The organism is Blastocatellia bacterium (assembly GCA_035275065.1).
Classification (GTDB): Bacteria; Acidobacteriota; Blastocatellia; order UBA7656; family UBA7656; genus DATENM01.
Genome location: DATENM010000105.1, coordinates 47897 through 64424 on the forward strand (window position 1 = coordinate 47897; position 16528 = coordinate 64424).

Annotated in this window: 11 protein-coding genes; 9 read left to right on the forward strand and 2 right to left on the reverse strand. The window is 54.1% G+C overall.

Annotated features, from left to right (window positions below; translation table 11 throughout):
• Positions 1-40: 40 nt before the first annotated feature.
• A complete protein-coding gene (locus VJ464_23210; protein ID HKQ08054.1) occupies positions 41-271 on the forward strand; it encodes a zinc ribbon domain-containing protein in 231 nt (76 codons plus the stop codon).
• Positions 272-301: 30 nt separating this feature from the next.
• Positions 302-520 carry a hypothetical protein gene (locus VJ464_23215; GenBank protein ID HKQ08055.1) on the forward strand — a complete coding sequence of 73 codons (219 nt, stop codon included), beginning with the start codon at positions 302-304 and terminating at the stop codon, positions 518-520.
• A gap of 19 nt (positions 521-539) precedes the next feature.
• On the opposite strand, the gene VJ464_23220 is transcribed toward VJ464_23215, so the two are convergent.
• Complete coding sequence (locus VJ464_23220; protein HKQ08056.1) at positions 540-2111, reverse strand: long-chain-fatty-acid--CoA ligase; 1572 nt, start codon at positions 2109-2111, stop codon at positions 540-542.
• Positions 2112-2229: 118 nt separating this feature from the next.
• Between VJ464_23220 and dcd the strand changes: the two genes are divergently transcribed.
• The 7 genes from dcd (at position 2230) to VJ464_23255 (ending at position 14396) form a co-directional block, all read left to right on the forward strand.
• Positions 2230-2820: a dCTP deaminase gene (gene dcd, locus VJ464_23225; protein HKQ08057.1), complete on the forward strand. Its 591-nt coding sequence runs from the start codon at positions 2230-2232 to the stop codon at positions 2818-2820.
• 299 nt (positions 2821-3119) lie between these two features.
• Positions 3120-4397: an NB-ARC domain-containing protein gene (locus VJ464_23230; GenBank protein ID HKQ08058.1), complete on the forward strand. Its 1278-nt coding sequence runs from the start codon at positions 3120-3122 to the stop codon at positions 4395-4397.
• A gap of 62 nt (positions 4398-4459) precedes the next feature.
• The gene (locus VJ464_23235) at positions 4460-5791 is read left to right on the forward strand and encodes a tetratricopeptide repeat protein (protein ID HKQ08059.1); all 1332 of its coding nucleotides are present in this window, start codon (positions 4460-4462) and stop codon (positions 5789-5791) included.
• A 477-nt stretch (positions 5792-6268) separates the two neighbouring features.
• Positions 6269-6880, forward strand: coding sequence for a hypothetical protein (locus VJ464_23240; protein ID HKQ08060.1), 612 nt, complete (start codon positions 6269-6271; stop codon positions 6878-6880).
• 43 nt (positions 6881-6923) lie between these two features.
• Positions 6924-10523, forward strand: a complete 3600-nt coding sequence (locus VJ464_23245; protein HKQ08061.1) for a CHAT domain-containing protein — start codon at positions 6924-6926, stop codon at positions 10521-10523.
• 20 nt (positions 10524-10543) lie between these two features.
• Positions 10544-11503: a hypothetical protein gene (locus VJ464_23250; protein ID HKQ08062.1), complete on the forward strand. Its 960-nt coding sequence runs from the start codon at positions 10544-10546 to the stop codon at positions 11501-11503.
• Positions 11504-11579: 76 nt separating this feature from the next.
• Positions 11580-14396, forward strand: a complete 2817-nt coding sequence (locus VJ464_23255; protein ID HKQ08063.1) for a S8 family serine peptidase — start codon at positions 11580-11582, stop codon at positions 14394-14396.
• A 174-nt stretch (positions 14397-14570) separates the two neighbouring features.
• On the opposite strand, the gene VJ464_23260 is transcribed toward VJ464_23255, so the two are convergent.
• Positions 14571-16196 carry a M20/M25/M40 family metallo-hydrolase gene (locus VJ464_23260; protein ID HKQ08064.1) on the reverse strand — a complete coding sequence of 542 codons (1626 nt, stop codon included), beginning with the start codon at positions 16194-16196 and terminating at the stop codon, positions 14571-14573.
• Between the last annotated feature and the right edge of the window lie 332 nt (positions 16197-16528).

Sequence of the window (16528 nt, forward strand, 5' to 3'; positions counted from 1 at the left end):
GGCTGTGCTAAGATAAGGGCGTTTGGAGGAATGAAAGTCTATGCCGATTTTCGAGTATCTCTGCAAGACCTGCGAGTATCGGTTTGAAGCCATCGTCAATGGCTCGACGGTGGTTGAATGTCCGTCGTGCGCCGGCCAACGGCTTGAGAAACAACTCTCGGTCTTTGCCACGAGCGTCAAAGGGGAGGCCGTGGCGCCGCAGCGTGCGACTGCCGGCCCGTGCGGCAGTTGTGGCGACCCGCGCGGCCCCGGCGCTTGCTCGATGAACTAGGCTTATAAATTCGCTGAAGGAGTGTGTCGCTTGCGCATCATCGCCGCGCTGATTGGCATTGCCATTGGCGTCATTTTCTGGATCATCACCTCGCCGTGGGTCGTCCTGACGATCTTCTGGGTCGAGCAGCGCTATCCGCAGGTCGTCGGCACACGGGCGATCAGAATCAGCGAAGCGGTCGTCTGCGGATTGCAGGTGTTCGCCTGCCTGGGGCTTGCTTTCTGGATCGCCCTGCTGATGGTCGGTTAGCCGCGCGGTCCGTTAGCGCTTACGATTTGGCCAGCTCTCGCTTCAATAACTTTCCGGTCGGCCCTTTGGGGATGTCTTCTAAGAAGGCCACGGCCTTCGGACACTTGTAATCCGCCAGATGAGCGCGGCAATGGGCGATGATCTCTTCTTCGCTCGCCGCGCAACCGTCGCGCAGCACGACGAATGACTTCACCTCTTCGCCATACAACTCGTCGGCGACGCCGACGGTCGCCGCGTCTTTCACCTTCGGGTGCTGGTACAGCACTTCGTCAATCTCGCGCGGGTAGATGTTCTCGCCGCCGCGAATAATCATGTCGCTCTTGCGGTCAACGACGTAATAAAAACCGTCGTCGTCTCTGTAACCCAGATCACCCGTGTGAAACCAGCCGGAGCGAAACGCCTGGCGCGTCGCGGCTTCGTTTTGGTAGTAGCCTTTCAAGAGATTGGCGCCGCGCAAGACAATCTCGCCGACTTGAAAGGGCGCAAGCTCGCAGTCTTTATCATCAAAGACGTTCATCTCGTTGCCGATGGGCAAGCCGACCGAGCCGGGCCGGCGGCGGCCGTCAACCGGGTTGAACGTCGAGCGGCAAGTGGATTCCGACAACCCATAGCCTTCGATCACCGGGCAAGCAAAGCGCGCCTCGTACATCTTCAGCACTTCGACCGGCACCGGCGCCGAGCCGCACAGCGCGAACCGCAAACCGCTGGTGTCTAATCCATCGGGCACGCCTTCGGGATAGGCATGATTCAACCGCGAGAGCATAGTTGCTACGGAGCCAAAGTAGGTGACGCCGTACTGGCTGATCGTCTGCCAGTGGCGCGAGGCGCTGAAGCGCGGCGCCAGCACGACGCTGCCGCCCGCCCACAGCGCCGCCAGCCCCGTGGTCATCAAGGCGTTGACGTGAAACAGCGGCATGATCATCAGCGAGCGGTCGGCTTCGGTCAACTGCAACCACTCGGCAATCTCGCGGGCGTTCGTCAGCAAATTGCCGTGTGTGAGTAAAACGCCTTTCGGCTTGCCGGTCGTCCCCGACGTGTAAATGATGATCGCCTCGTCTTCCTCGGTCAGTTGCCCGTTGCCCGTTGCCCGTTCATCCGCCGGAGGCGTCCCTCCTGAATCAAACCGCGCCGATGGCGAATCGCTTTGTGATTCTCCTTCGCTGACCACTGACCACTGGCCACTGGCCACTGCCACGTGGCGCACGAGCGGCAGGCAGTCGCGGACGGCGGCGAGGTTGTCGTAGAGGTCGGGCTGCGTCAGCACGATTGACGCTTCCGAGTTCGAGATGATGAATTCGATCTCCTGAGGCTTGAGCAGCGCATTGACCGGCCCGGCCCACGCGCCAATCTTGAAGCAGGCGAAGTAGGCGATGAAGTATTCGGCGCTGTTCGTCAGATAGAGACTGACGCGATCTCCTTTGCGCGCCCCGAGCGCGGTTAACAACGCGGCCAGGCGATTCACTTCGCGGTCGAACTCGCGGTAGGTGAACATGCGCCCGTCGCTTTCGACAAAGAGAAACGGCTTGTCCTGATAATGCTCGACTCGATGTTCGAGCAGCTCGCGGAGGTTGGCGTAGGTGCCTGCGGTCATGCCAGCATCTTAGCGAAAACCACGGCACAGGCAAAGCAGCGCGGCGGTCGGCGATTTGACTTTCAGTAGACCCGACGGCTACATTTTTCGCCTGCAAAAAGACTGGCGTGGAGGTGAGATGTCAATCAAATCGGACGTATGGATCAAGCGGATGTGCCGCGAGCAAGGGTTGATCGAGCCGTTTGAAGAACGATTGGTGCGCGCCGTTGACGGTCGCCGCATCATTAGCTGCGGCCTGTCGAGCTATGGTTATGATTGCCGCCTGGCGCGCGACGAGTTCAAAGTCTTTTCGCCGGTCACCGGCACCGAGATCGATCCGAAGAACTTCGACACCAACAGCCTGCTCGACGTACCCATACGCAAAGCCGAAGACGGCTCGGAATACTGGCTGTTGCCGCCACATTCTTATGCGCTCGGCGTCACTATCGAACGCTTCAATATGCCGCGCAACGTCACAGCACTGGCCATCGGAAAAAGCACAATGGCCCGCTGCGGTCTTATAGCCAATACGACTCCTTTGGAAGCCGCGTGGCGTGGGCGGCTGGTCGTCGAGCTTTACAACGCCGCCAACCTGCCGGTGCGGTTGTACGCCGAAGAGGGCTTCATTCAGATTCTTTTCTTTGAATCCGACGAAGAGTGCGAGACGACTTACAGCGACCGCGGCGGCAAGTATCAAGACCAGCAAGGGCTGACACTCGCCAAAGTTTGATTTGTGAGTGCAGGCATTAATTGACAATCTCAGGGAATATTTTGACAAGGGTAAGCACATGAATTGTCAACGATCATGAAAGTATGGCTGAGGATTTACCTCAGCCATACTTTCATGTCAAAGCCAGAATTTAATCTAGAGGAAGCCAGACGCGCTGGCGGAGATGTGATTGCTAGTGGTGACCGAAGTGTGGCGATAGGACGTGACGCGAAGCGGAATGTAATAATCGCGGGTGATCAGAATACTGTAGGGACCGACAAGCGGGATGAGTCAGACAAGTGATAGTAGGAGAATAAGCCATGCTTAGTGCAGAGGCGCTGAAATCATCCCTTGAGCGTTTGGTTGCCGGAACTGCAACGGATGACGACCGTCGCGTTGTTCAGCATGCCATGCTTGCTGGCAACATTGTCTACGCGGCGGGGGAGCGCAGTGTCGCCATCGGCGGGGATGCGACCGGGGCGATCATCATCACTGGCGACCAAGCCCAGATCAGGCTTGATCTTGATGAAACTGCCTACGAGCGGCTGAAAGAGCAGACCTTCCCTACGCCTCATGGCATCCCGCCACCCTTCCCCGGACTCATTTTCATTGGCCGTGAAGAGGCACTACTGCATATCAAAGGGCTATTAGGAATTAAGGGGGCCAGTTCTTCTCAATCGCAACAAGCGATTGTACGCGGCTGGCCTGGGGTGGGAAAGACAACTTTGGTAAGTGTGCTGTCACGAGATCCGGATATTGCGCAGGCGTACCCTGATGGTGTGCTCTGGACCTCTCTGGATCAGAGACCGGCGTTAATGTCTATACTGGCCGGGTGGGGACGCGGTCTCGGAAGAGATGATCTTCTACGAGTGCCAACTCCAGAAGAAGCGGTTCAGCAAATCGCCGCCATCTTACAGCGTAAGCGGATGCTTCTGATTGTAGATGATATATGGGAAGAAGGGCATGGAGCGCTTTTTCTGAAGGCCAGGGGGCGTGATTGCGGGCTACTATTCACGACGCGAAAATTAGATGTCGCAAATGCGTTGGCACAGGATGAAAGGACAATCTATAACTTACCCGTTTTGACAGAAGATGATGCGCTCAAACTGATGCGAATTCTTGCACCAGATGTGGTGAATCAACATTCTGCCGAATGCCGTGAATTAGTCAGAGACCTCGAATGCCTGCCCTTAGCGTTGCATGTTGCTGCCCGACTACTTCGAAAGGAATCCAGTCTTGGATGGGGTATTTCAGAGTTGCTGAATGATATACGTGAGGGGGCAGCGGTAATTGAAGCGCAAGCCCCACCTGATCGCGTTGAAGGAGAAGAAATACCTACCGTAAAAGCGTTGCTACAAAAGAGCACTGCTATGCTGTCGGAATTTAACCGAGAGTGCTTCGCGTACCTTGGAGCATTCGCACCGAAACCAGCAACATTTGACTTAGCAGCAATGAAAGCTGTCTGGGAAGTGGCTGACCCCAAGCCGGTTGTTCGTGATTTAGTCGGTCACGGTTTACTTGAGCCAGTCGGCAATGGCAGATTTCAGATGCACGCCTTGCTTGCAATGCACGCAAAATCTCTTTGCACGGATTCGTAATCAATAATGCTAAGCCTCTACCCCTTGAGCGACATGCCCTAACTGAGACAGCCGAGACATCAATGCCTAGTCTTCATGAAGCCCAATCACGACACGCCGCATATTATAAGGAGGTGCTGCGCAAAGCAAATAGCCTTTATAGAAAAGGCGGCGAAACTCTGAGTCTGGGTCTGCTTCTATACGAATCAGAATGGGAGAATATCAGAGCCGGACAACAGTGGGCTGAGATGGAGTATGAAAGAGATGCTAAGGCGGCACAGTTATGTAACTCTTACCCGCGTGCCGGAGGAAACCTGCTTTCGTTGCGCCTGCATCCTCGTGAACGAGTTCGCTGGCTTGAGGTAGCCGTTAAAACAGCTCAATTATTGCAAGATACATCGAGTGAGATGCTCCACTTTAGTAGCCTGGGGAAAGCGTACAAAGATACAAGCCAGTTCAATAAAGCCATTGAGTGTCACGAACGAGCCTTGCTAATAGCCCGTGAGTTAGACGAACCGCACAATGAAGGCGTTGCGATAATGAATTTGGGCATCGTTCATCAAAATATAGGTGACCCTAGATTCGCCATTAGCTTCTATGAGAGGAGTCTGGCAATTGTCCGCAAGATAGGTGACAGGCGCACTGAGGGTAATTTATTGGGTAACATGGGGCTTGCATACGCAGCATTGAGTGAGATGCGCCGCGCGGTAGAGCTTTATAACGAGCGTTTGGCTATTGCCCGTGACCTGAATGATTATAGAGGCGAAGGGACGGTATTATGTAACTTAGGTTTGGCATATGTTGCATTGGGTGAATATCAATTAGCTACTACATCCTGTTTGGAGGCTCTAAAGATTGCACGCCATATAGGTAATAGGCGTAACGAATGTACGGCGCTGAATAATCTAGGAATGGCTCAGATTGCGCTAGGTGAATACACCCGAGCTGTAGATTATTGTAAGCAAGCTCTAGAGATTGCTGAAAACATAGGAAATCGCCGGTGTGAATATCGCTCATTGAGTAACTTAGGGATAGCGAATTTTGAATCCAGTGAGTATGGTCTTGCGATTGAATTCCACGAGCGGGCGCTAAAAATTGCGCAGGAGGTTGGTAATAGGCGGAATGAAGGTAGAACATTATCTAACTTAGGCATTGTTTACTTGAAAGCCGGCGACATCGCCCGCGCTATGGATCTTAACCAAAAAGCCTTACTGCTGGCTCAAGACACTCACGACCGTCGCGGCGAAGCCGTCGCACTCTTTAATATAGCCCAAGCATTCTATGCTTTTGGAGAACGGGCGCTAGCGATTATTAATGCTGAGACTGCCCTTGTGCGTTTTGAGCAGATCAACCATCCTAAAGCCGCAAAGGTGCGTGAGCAGTTGGCTGAATGGCGAGAACAATCAGGTGCTTAGACGAACGACGAATGACTGCGCCAACCCTAGAGCGGTTATCAATTGCCTATGGCCTGGGAGGGCGGGCGTCTCGCCCGCTTTCTTTCATATACGCAAGACGGGCGGGCAAGATGCCCGCGCTCCCAGGCTTCACCCATCTGAAAACCGCTCTAAGGTCGGGAGGACTATCCCAAGCCAGCCGCCTGCCAAGGGTTAATACTTGTGCGGTTTTGGAGTCAAATCTCTTGCTGGTGGCGCTTGAAAAGTCTTGGCGTCTGTGATTACATATGGCCGTATAATCTTAAACATCGTTTGGCTTAGAGTATTTCCTACAAATGTCATTAGACCCGAGTCGGGTCTTAAATCATATAACGAGCGGCCGGTCTCTCCTCAACCCTTCTCTTAAATCGGTGCCTGCTTTGTGCCGCAGAAGAGTTTTAAGTTGTGATGGCAAGCGTTAGTTGATCAGGCATGACTACCTGTGGGGTGGTTCCATCATTGAAGAAATCCTGGCTAATAACTAAAGAGTCCTTTGACACCTTACTGGCGTTCCTGAATCCTGACCGCGACCTCGCTGCTGATGAGTATGAGAGGATTCGGAAGAAGCTGGTCGCCTTCTTCGAGTGTCGCGGCTGCCACTTTCCTGAGGATTTAACTGACGTCACAATCAACCGGGTCGCGAAACGTATCAGCGAAGGAGTGGAAATTCATACGACTAAGCCGTCAGCTTATTTTTTCGGGGTGGCGTATAAGGTCCTACAAGAATCCTGGAGCGACCCATCAGTAAAATCTCTATCACTCGATGATTCTTCAAGTCAGATACGCCTTATAGAAAAGCTTACGGCGTCCGGGGAGGCTGAGGCGCCGCCCCCCGCGCCTGATCGGGAGATGGAATGTTTAGAACAATGTCTGGAACAAATCTCATCTGCAAACCGAAAATTGATCATTCAGTACTACCAGAATGTGGGGGGCGCAAAGATAAGACACAGAAAGCAGCTCGCCGGGCAATTAGGCATATCCGGCAACGCATTAAGAATCCAAGCCCTTCGCATAAGGAAGCGCTTGGAGCAGTGTGTGACCGACTGTCTCGAGCAGTCATCTGATACATGAAATAAAAATTTGCCCTTTGGCACTAAGAGTAGGCTATTCCGATATGGAAAATGAAGCCGTAAATGAAGCGCTGTTAATTCAGTATCTGTTGGGTGAATTGGACGAGGAGGCTATGCGCAAGATTGAAGCCAATTTCTTTATAGACGAAATGGCGTTCGACGAACTCCAAGTCGCAGAGAATGAGTTAATAGATAGATATCTGGCAGGCACACTCTCTCGGCATGAGCGGCACAGGTTCGAAACCTTTTTTTTATCATCACCCGGCAGGAAGGAGAGACTGAGATTTGCCAGGATTCTTCAGAAGTACATTTCCCATAATAGGGTGGACGGGGGACGCTCCCGCCTTGAGCGGCTTTACATTTCACGATCACGCCTGCGTAAGCTCCTTGTCTCTCCAGCCGGACTTGCAGCCGCAATCGCCTTAATTCTGGGGATTGTCATTGGTTTATGGGCAGTGTTCTACCAATCCCCTCATAACAAAGTACTGGCCTCCCTCTCCAATGCCTACCGTGACCAACGGCCTTTTGAGTCACGCATAGTCGGACTAAAGTATGCGCCTCTGTTACAGGAGCGCGGAAGTCTGGAACCCTTTATTAACCGGAAGGAACGTGACCGTGCGGAGCTGATTGCGCTCAACGAGGTTGCTGATCACCCCAAGGCGGAATCTTACTACTCGCTGGGGCAAGTCTATCTCACCGAACAGAAGTTTGACGAAGCCATTGAGGAGTTCGGAAAGGCCCTGGTGATGGACCCGAACAACGCGCAGATTAATAGCGACCTCGGGGCAGCGTTATTCGAGCGGGCTCGCCGCCGCGCGAGCCCTAATGAGCGGCCTGCGGATTTGATACAAGCCCGTGCGCATTTTGATAAAGCGCTTGAGCCGGACAGTTCACTGCTAGCCGCGCGCTTCAATCGTGGCCTCTGGTACGAATACATGTCGCTGCATGAGAAAGCTTATCAAGATTGGCAGACCTACCTTGAGAATGACCCGAACTCTAAATGGGCAGACGAGATCCGGGAAAAATTAAAAGTAAGTGAGCAGGAGCGAAATCCGCCTTCACGAAGTAAGGCCGAGATATTCGATGATTTCATCGATGCTTATAAAATGAGGGATGATCAGAGGGCCTGGCAGGCATTTAACCAGAGCCGCGCTCGCACCGGAAATGTTATCACCGAAAAACTGCTTGACGATTTTCTCGCTTTATCAGAGAAGCCCCTCTCCCCTGAAGCCAGCCGTGAAATTTCAACCTTGTTATACGCCGGCGAGCTGGAAGCTGAATCGGCAAAAGATCTGTTTACAAAAGACCTGGCACGGTTTTATAAGCTAACGAATCCAGCCCAGCGCAAGACCCTTGCCCAAGCAAGAGCCTTGCTAAAGTCTGCCGGTGATCATTTCAAACTCGGCGAATACGAGCAAGCCGGCGGCCTTTTTTCAAATGCGGAGAGGCGATTTGAGCAGGCAGGTGATTCTGAGGAGGCCGTATTTGCGCAAATTTGGCAGGCTTCCTGCTACCTGCGCACAGCGCCGCAGCGTAGCCTGCTGATTCTTGAGCGGTTGTTGCCAAAGCTACAAGAGAAACGCTACAGATGGCTATTCGCTCAGGCCCTCAATTCCCTTGCTGATGCCCATACCAGTAAAAGAGATTTCTCGGAAGCCCTCAGGTGCGCTAAGCAGTCGCTTGAGATATCAGAAGAGATCGGGGACCTCAAGGGAGCGCTCAGGAACCTACAACTCCCTGTGCTGGTGAACCAGCAATGCGGTGACTATCTAAAATCTTTAGGACTGATTCTGAGCGCCTTTGATTTTGCCAGAACGTTGTCTCTAGAGCCTCAGGAGTTATGGACATTTTATCACCAGGCCGCTTCGAACCTTTGTTCGCTCGGTCACCCCAGGATCGCGAGCGATTTTCAAGACCAGGCGTTGGGATTGGCTGTCGCTTCCGGCATGCCGCTGTTGAAGGCGCGTTCGCTCGGGCTTTCGGGGCTGATCCATCAGAAGTTGGGAGAATACCAACAGGCGCTAGACGACATTCAACTGGCGCTTGCCGAGGCGCAGAAGATCACCGGGGAAAAGAGCAGAACCAATCTCATCGCCAGCTCATTCCTGAGCCTGGCAGAGATTTACATGGAATCCAAGAATTATACCGACGCGCTGGATTATTATAATAAAGCGATCCAACTTCACCAGAGGCTGGATGTAGACATTTACACCTTTCAAGCCCACAAGGGAAAACTCTCCTCTCTCATCGAATTGCATGATGACGATGGGGCGAGCAAAGAGATAGAGGTGGCTCTACCCGCTGTCGAGGCGTATCGGCCTAAGATTAAAGAGGAGCATGCCAGGAATAACTTTTTTGACCTCGCCCAGAGCATCTATGATTTGGCAATAGACTTTACCCAGGCGCGCTTGAATGACTCGGCGCGGGCCTTCAATTATTCCGAGATCAGCCACGCACGGTCGTTATTAGAGATGGTGGGTGGGACCGTTCAGTTGATTGATGAGCCGGGGAGCCCGGAAATAAAACTCGAATCCAGTACGCGCCCCTTAACCCTGGCTGAGATCAGGCAGCGCCTGCCTGAGCAATCACAGATTGTGCAGTATTCGGTTCTCGACAACAAGCTTCTGATCTGGGTGATTTCCAGGGAGGATTTTCATTGCGAGCAGCAGCAAATAGATGTAGACGAGCTGAATGGAAAGATCAAAAAGTTTTGGGAACTGGTCGCAAAACAAAAGGCGGGCAGTAGCGACGAAGCGATCCGTTACGCGCAAGACTTATACACCCTGCTGATAAGTCCTATTGAACCCTTTCTAGACAGCCGGAAACAGATTTGTATTGTTCCCGACAAATACCTCAATTACGTGCCGTTCACCGCGTTGATGTCGGCGAATTCTAACAGGTACTTGATCCAAGATTACATGCTTGAATTAGCCCCCAGTTCCAGCATTTTTATTGCTTGTACCGAGCGCGCGGTTGACAAGGAAAAAATACAGCTGGAGAGGTTACTCTCGGTAGGCGACCCATCGTTCGACCGGAAACAATTTGATCAGCTACCTTATTTGACTTCCGCCGCTTTAGAAGCCGAAGCGATATCAAAGTACTACAGCCCGGCCATCACGCTTTTGCGAGAGGAGGCGACGGAAAGCCGGGTTAAAATTGCAACGGAAAACGCTAACGTTATTCATTTCGCCGCTCATTACTTAATCGATGATCGATCACCGATGCTCTCGAAGCTGCTGCTGGCCGAGGAACCGGCGCACTCGGATGGAGACCGGGAACCGGATGGGCTTCTGCAAGCCTACGAAATATACAAACTGAGCCTGCCACAGACCCGGCTAGTTGTCCTTTCAGGCTGCCAAACCGGAGTTGAGCACTTCTACCGAGGCGAGGGGGCGATCAGTTTCGCCCGCCCCTTCATAAAGGCTGGCGTCCCGGTCGTGGTTGCCAGCCTCTGGCCGATTGAAACCCGCTCCGCGAGTGAACTGATGGTTGAATTCCACAGGCTACGCAAACAAGAAGGGCTGTCTTCGGTCGAGGCACTAAGGGCCGCCCAACTGAAGTTCATTGAGGACTCAGATGCTGATCACCGGAACCCATATTTCTGGGCTCCATTCACCGCCATCGGCGGTTACGCCAGATTTTGAATCTGTAAAGGAGACAAACTATGCCTAAACGACGACATCACCAGCATAAGGCTGAGACAGCCTTAACCGCAACGAAAACCTATGTGCCTAAGGGCCACTTCGAGGACGGTAGTAGGCCCAACCTGGTTGTGGTGCTTCGCGGATTATTGCTGCTTGCCTTCGATGGCACCAATCAATGTGAGATCGGGGCGGTCAAGCTTCCCGAACCAGCGCCAAATGACCAGCCGCATGATTTTGAAATCCGGATATGGGAACAGGCAGACCAATGTCCTGGAATCAATGAGCCGGATAGATCTCGCATTGTTCCAAATGACAGATTTGAAATTATTGTAGACTCGCCGGCAGTTTACGATGGGGTATACGTTTTTGCGTCAGATCCACCTCGGAGCGATCCTAAAGACTTCGGGTTCGTGCCGGATTTTGAAGGTGATGATTTCTACGGCTCTGTGTTAAATGGCCAGCCGCTTGACAAAAACCCCGGGATTGCAACTCCCAAAATCATCATCAACAATGGCCTAGTTTATGCCCATCGTATTACGCAAACAGAATTTCAGGTGCTTGCCGAACCGGAAGGCAGTGACCAGCCGAAGGAGATTGAGCAGGTGGCCGACATCGTTGCCATCCGAATCTTTCTGCAACCCGGCGGGACGATTCAACTGAAAGAAGATGGCACGTTAATAGATACGGTCAACGCCGATCAGTTTTACCAGATCGACGTCCTGAACCGCTGCCACAAGGACCAGCATCCAGCGTGTGATTTTGTGCCCGGCTCGCTAATTAAGACGGAGCGGAACGACTTTTACCTTTATTACACCGCTTTCCAAAGACCACCCGGGCAACCCGAGTACATGCTGAAAGCCAAACCGCCATTCAGGCGCTTTTCTAGATTGCAGGGAATTTGTCATCTGAGGACTGAAGACACCTCAGACCCGGCACCGTGCGGTGCTGGTGTTTATGGCCAGAGCCGTACGACCGGTTAGCCGCGGAGCGGAGCTACTGAGAAGGCGACTAAAACAAGCACAATCCAGCCAGGTATCAGCGTAGGAGCGGCATGAGATGAGAAAGAATCAATTGGAAATCCAGGTGACCGATGAAGACAGCAATGCCATTGAATGCGCAACGGTCATCGTCAACCCCCAGGCGAAAGGGCCGACAGTCGAAGCCGAATTCGATGATTTGCGAATGGTCTATTTCGTCGAAGACCTCAGGCCCGGTTTTTTTGAAGTGGACGTGTCTCATCCGCAGTACCAGCGTGAGGTGCGGGTGGTGCAAGTGCATCCCAGGCCAACCCGTGTGAGATTTTTGCTCATGCCGCTCAACGCCAGGGCCGCCGCCGACAACGACGTCGGCATTATCTTTGCGTCCGCGGAGATCGCAAAGCAAGGCGCGCTAGAGGACTTGCGCGCCTTGTTTAAGCAAATTGGGAAAGTCCCCGACTGGTTGCCCGCCGCGCCAGAGAATCTGGCTTTCAGCAAGGTGGTGATTCCGCCGATCACAGAAATAACTATCCCGCCGGACCACTCTTTCATAGACGGTCTGCAAAGGTTAAGAGAAAGTCAATATGTCGCGGCGGCTGGGCAGTTCTTCTATAAATCCGACAGCTCATTTATCATCTTCACTGACAAGCTCAAGGTAAGCTTTCGGCCTGAAGTTCCACTCGACGAGATAACCGAGATTCTTGAGCAACAAGGGCTGACTATCCTGGAAGCCATGTCGTTTGCGCCTAACCTGTTTCTCGTCAAAGCAGAGACTTCAATCCGCGCCGATGAGATCAAGCAAAAATCGACTGACCTTTTGAGGTCAGCCTCGGTGAACGCCGCCGAGCCGAACTTCGCTCAGTGGCCGGGGCAGGATAGCTATGCTCCAAACGATTTTCTCTGGCCTGCATGCTGGGACCGCCATCTCGTATGCGTAGAGGAAGCCTGGGAAGAACTCTCCGAGATTGATCCTGAATTTCGGTTTGGGCGGCCCGAGATCATTATTGCCGTCGTTGACTCGGGGATAAAATCACGCGATGGGGATGCAGAACATCCTGATCTCCGTGGCATGGTCTCTAACAATACGAAAAAGGTCACCGAGTTCTTTGACTTTTCGAATATGGTCCCCAACAATGACTGCCCTGCCGCAACAGATGCCTTCCTTCAGCTTACAGAGCGAGAAGATGAATGTAGTGGAAGCGCACACGGAGTTAAGTGCGCTGGCATCGCCGCTGCTTCAGCAGATAACCCTGTGGAGGGCCAGGAGGTCGCTCTTGGCTTGGCGGGAGCCGCCCCCAACGTGCGGTTGATGGGAATTATTTTCCCTTTCGATGATGCGCTACTTGCGCAGACATTCGACTGGGCAGCCGGTCAGCCTACGCGGTCTAGTGCCGCGGGCTTCCCCGGCCCGGCGAAAGAAGGGGCAGATGTGATTACCTGCTCTATCCCTTTTGGAGAGGGAGCGCCAATCCCCGTTGACATCCAGGCAATGTTAGACCATATCACCCGTTGCGGTCGTAAGGGAAAGGGCTGTATAGCGATTTTCTCCGCTGGTGATTTTCCAAGGGATATTTTTACAGATAGACCTTATGGGGCCTACGAAAAGGCATTCTCCTGTGCGGCATCCACACTCGATGAGCAGGGAAACGAGGTCAGGGCTCAATACAGTGGATGGGGAGAGGTCGCCTGGTGCGTCCCCAGTTCTTCAGATGAGCAAAGAGTTCACAACCCACCCAAGTGCTACGCGGTGTATAGCACATGCTTTCTCGGAGCAGGGGACGTGCCTGCCTTTCCTGAGTTCAGCACCAGCTTGTCAAACGATGTGAGTGGAGGAGGTCCTCCTTCCATCTTTGTCCAGGATGTGGGACCTCTCAAGCGAGACGATAGTATCTTGATTGGCAACCCCGGAGTCGAACGCACCGAAAACACTAAAATCACCGCCGACCCGAACCCGGCAACAGGCGAGATCAAGGTGCAGGTGTTAAAGAATGATCACTACAAGGATGAGCCTGTCTTTTCCGGTCCCAATGATTATACGAGCCGGTTCGGTGAAACCTCTGCGGCGGCCCCGCTCTCGGCGGGCATCTGCGCGCTCGTGCTCTCGGCCAACCCGGACTTGACCTGGGTCGAGGCGAGAGAGATTCTCCGCTCCACAGCCTGCAAGATTGATCAGGGCAATATCAAGGATGATCCAATCGCTCCATGGTTTGACGAAGATGGCTGTCACATTGGTCAATTCGGCAAGCCGGCGGTGCGCAGCAACGGCTATGGCTATGGCAGGCTGAATGCCTACGAGGCGGTCAAGGCGGCACGGGCTTATAAGTTCACCAGGGACTTGATGATTCGCAAAAACTTGCGCGATACCGGAAGAAGGCCAACTGCGCCTTCGGTCCACAGCCCTGACATCTGGGTTCGCAATGCCGACCCGGCAATTGATTATGGCGCCTTACCGGGCCGTTTTGACATTCCCGGCCCGCACCAGGACCCGGTGAGAAGCAAGGAGCGGTGGATATATGCCCGCATCAAGAATCGCGGAAGTGAGGCAAGTCTCGACGCATGGGTACGCTTTTATCTGGCCTTGTCAGAAGTTGAGGAATTCCCATTTCCTGAAAGCTGGGAGCCGCGAAATGGCACGGGCAATCTGACCCGCACGGATTGGGAGCTGGGGACTTATTTCATTGGTGAAGTCGCCCTGCCCACTATACAAGCGGGAGCGAATCTTATCGTGAATATGCCATGGCCGCAGGAGATGCTGCCGATTCGTTGCGTTTCATCTCATGGGACCTGGGCGTTCTACCTGTTGGTGGAGATTACTCCTCAGGATGGGCCTCTCAAGGGGATTCAGGTTCATAACAACAACAACCTGGCCGTTAAGGTCATTTCAGTCGTAGACTGAAACGATCAAAGTCGAGTTGCCGCAGAGTTTTTGAACGACACCTTCTCGTGGTAATGGGCGAACCTGTCATTATCAAGCCCGCATAAAACAGAGCGGCCCCGCAATGGCGTAATCTTTTGATCGCGCCATTGCGGGGCCGCTCTGTTCTGTCTTAGCCGCTCTGCGAAAACCGCACTACTGCTTTGATGGCGTGGCGGCGCGCGGCGGCGCGGGCTGCGCGGGCTGTGTGGCCGGCGTCTGCGGCAGCGGCGGCATCGCTTCTTTGGTGAAGCGCGGCAGCATCTCGTCGCGCATGGCCAATTCATAGACCGCCGCCGCGATCACCGTCGCCGAAATCTTGGCATCGTCTTCGATGATCCGCTCATAGGTGTCGAGGTTGGTGTGCCACGTCACGCTCAAGTATTCAATCGGGTCTTGTCCCATGCCGATGCCGGGCAGGCCCGCCTGACTGAATGATGTGTTGTCCGAACCGCCCAGCACGCGGCTCTTGGTCGCAATCGCGCCGGCGACGCCGAGATCGGCGAATGGCGCGAGGGCTTCGCGCATGATCGCCGCGGCTTCGGGCGGGCCGAAGACGCCGGCGCCGCGCGCCCGTCCTGTGCCTGAATCGATGTTGAAATAAGCCACTAGCTTGTTGAACTCAGGCTTCGGACTTTCAAACGAGCCGAAGTGTTCTTTGACGTAAGCCTGCGAGCCGAGCAGGCCCTGCTCTTCGCCGCCCCACAAGGCGACGCGGATGGTGCGGCGCGGCTTGACGCCAATCGATTTTAAGACGCGCAGCGCTTCCATCATCACGGCGCAGCCGATGGCGTTGTCCGTCGCGCCGGTCGCCGAGTGCCACGAATCGAGATGGCCGCCGAGCATGACAATCTCGTCCTTCTTATCCGTGCCCGGCAGCTCGGCGACGACGTTGTAAGAGGTTTTGCCTTCGGGATAGACATGGTTGACGATGTTGAATTCCAGCTCGACCGGCGTGCCGTCGGCGAGCAGGCGCGTGATCCGCCCGTAATCTTCGTTGCGCATCACCACCGTCGGCAGCGCCTTCGCGAGATCAAAGGTGCGGTTGTTGAAAGCGCGCACCTCGCCGTGATCCATGCCAGAGTCGTTGACGCGCAGGAGCGCACCGCTTGCAATCAGGAAGCGGTCGAGCTGTTCATCGATCTGCCTGCCGGTCAGTTTTGTTGGGTCTGGGACCGGCGGCTGCGGGCGCTGCGGCTGGCTGGTGCTGTTCGCGTCATAACGTTCCTTTGCCGCCTTATCGTCGAGCCGACGCGGCGCGGGATCAATCGTCACCTTGACGAGCTGGTGCTTGCCGGCCAGCACGATCTTCCCTTTGACCTTCTCCTTCTGCGTGGTGAGGTAGGCGGTCAGCTCTTCCGGCGTCGGCTTGTCGGGCAGGATCATCTGATAAGCCTGAGCCATGACCGTGCCGCTGGTGCTTGGCGTCCACGCCAGGGCTTCGCATACGAGCGGGTCTTTGACGGGCGAAACCAGATGCGCCGTCAACTTCTCGTTGAGCCAGCCGGGATGGCCAAAGTCCCAGGCTTCGAGGTGGGCATTCGCCAGGCCCCAGGCGGTCATCTGTTTGGCGGCCCACTCGGCGGCGGCCTTGTGATTCGGCGAGCCGGTCAGGCGCGGGCCATAGAGGTCTGTGAGAAAGTGCATCGTGCGCATGATCTGCGAGTGCTCGGCAGCTTCTTTGCGAATCTGCGCGTTGATGTCGGCAGGTTCTTGCGCCAGCGCCGGCAGCGAGCCGACGAGGAGTGCGAGAGACAAGAATGGCGCGGCATATTTTCGCATGAATCGATCTCCTGTAAGGAATTCCACTGATGAATGAAGGGCAATTATAGTCGAGCCGCCGCGACTTGGGAAATGATGAAGTATGAATGCGGAATGATGAACCGAAAAGGAAGCCGGATGATCTTATAGAGCGTGTCTGAAAAGTCAGCTCCGTTAGGAGCGTGATGTTTATCGTCACCGGGTCGGTTTAGTCATCAAGCCCCGTAGGAGCGCAATCGCGACATTGCGCCCCTACGGGGCTTGTTTCTTTTTCATGCCTCTAACTATAAACATCACGTCCCTAAGGGACTTTTCAGACACGCTCTATAGACAATCGCCTGCCTTTATTCATC

Coding starts and splice junctions, on each gene's coding strand:
- VJ464_23210 (HKQ08054.1), top strand. CDS start 41: ATGCCGATTTTCGAGTATCTCTGCAAGACCTGCGAGTATCGGTTTGAA.
- VJ464_23220 (HKQ08056.1), bottom strand. CDS start 2,111: ATGACCGCAGGCACCTACGCCAACCTCCGCGAGCTGCTCGAACATCGA.
- dcd (HKQ08057.1), top strand. CDS start 2,230: ATGTCAATCAAATCGGACGTATGGATCAAGCGGATGTGCCGCGAGCAA.
- VJ464_23230 (HKQ08058.1), top strand. CDS start 3,120: ATGCTTAGTGCAGAGGCGCTGAAATCATCCCTTGAGCGTTTGGTTGCC.
- VJ464_23235 (HKQ08059.1), top strand. CDS start 4,460: ATGCCTAGTCTTCATGAAGCCCAATCACGACACGCCGCATATTATAAG.
- VJ464_23245 (HKQ08061.1), top strand. CDS start 6,924: ATGGAAAATGAAGCCGTAAATGAAGCGCTGTTAATTCAGTATCTGTTG.
- VJ464_23250 (HKQ08062.1), top strand. CDS start 10,544: ATGCCTAAACGACGACATCACCAGCATAAGGCTGAGACAGCCTTAACC.
- VJ464_23255 (HKQ08063.1), top strand. CDS start 11,580: ATGAGAAAGAATCAATTGGAAATCCAGGTGACCGATGAAGACAGCAAT.
- VJ464_23260 (HKQ08064.1), bottom strand. CDS start 16,196: ATGCGAAAATATGCCGCGCCATTCTTGTCTCTCGCACTCCTCGTCGGC.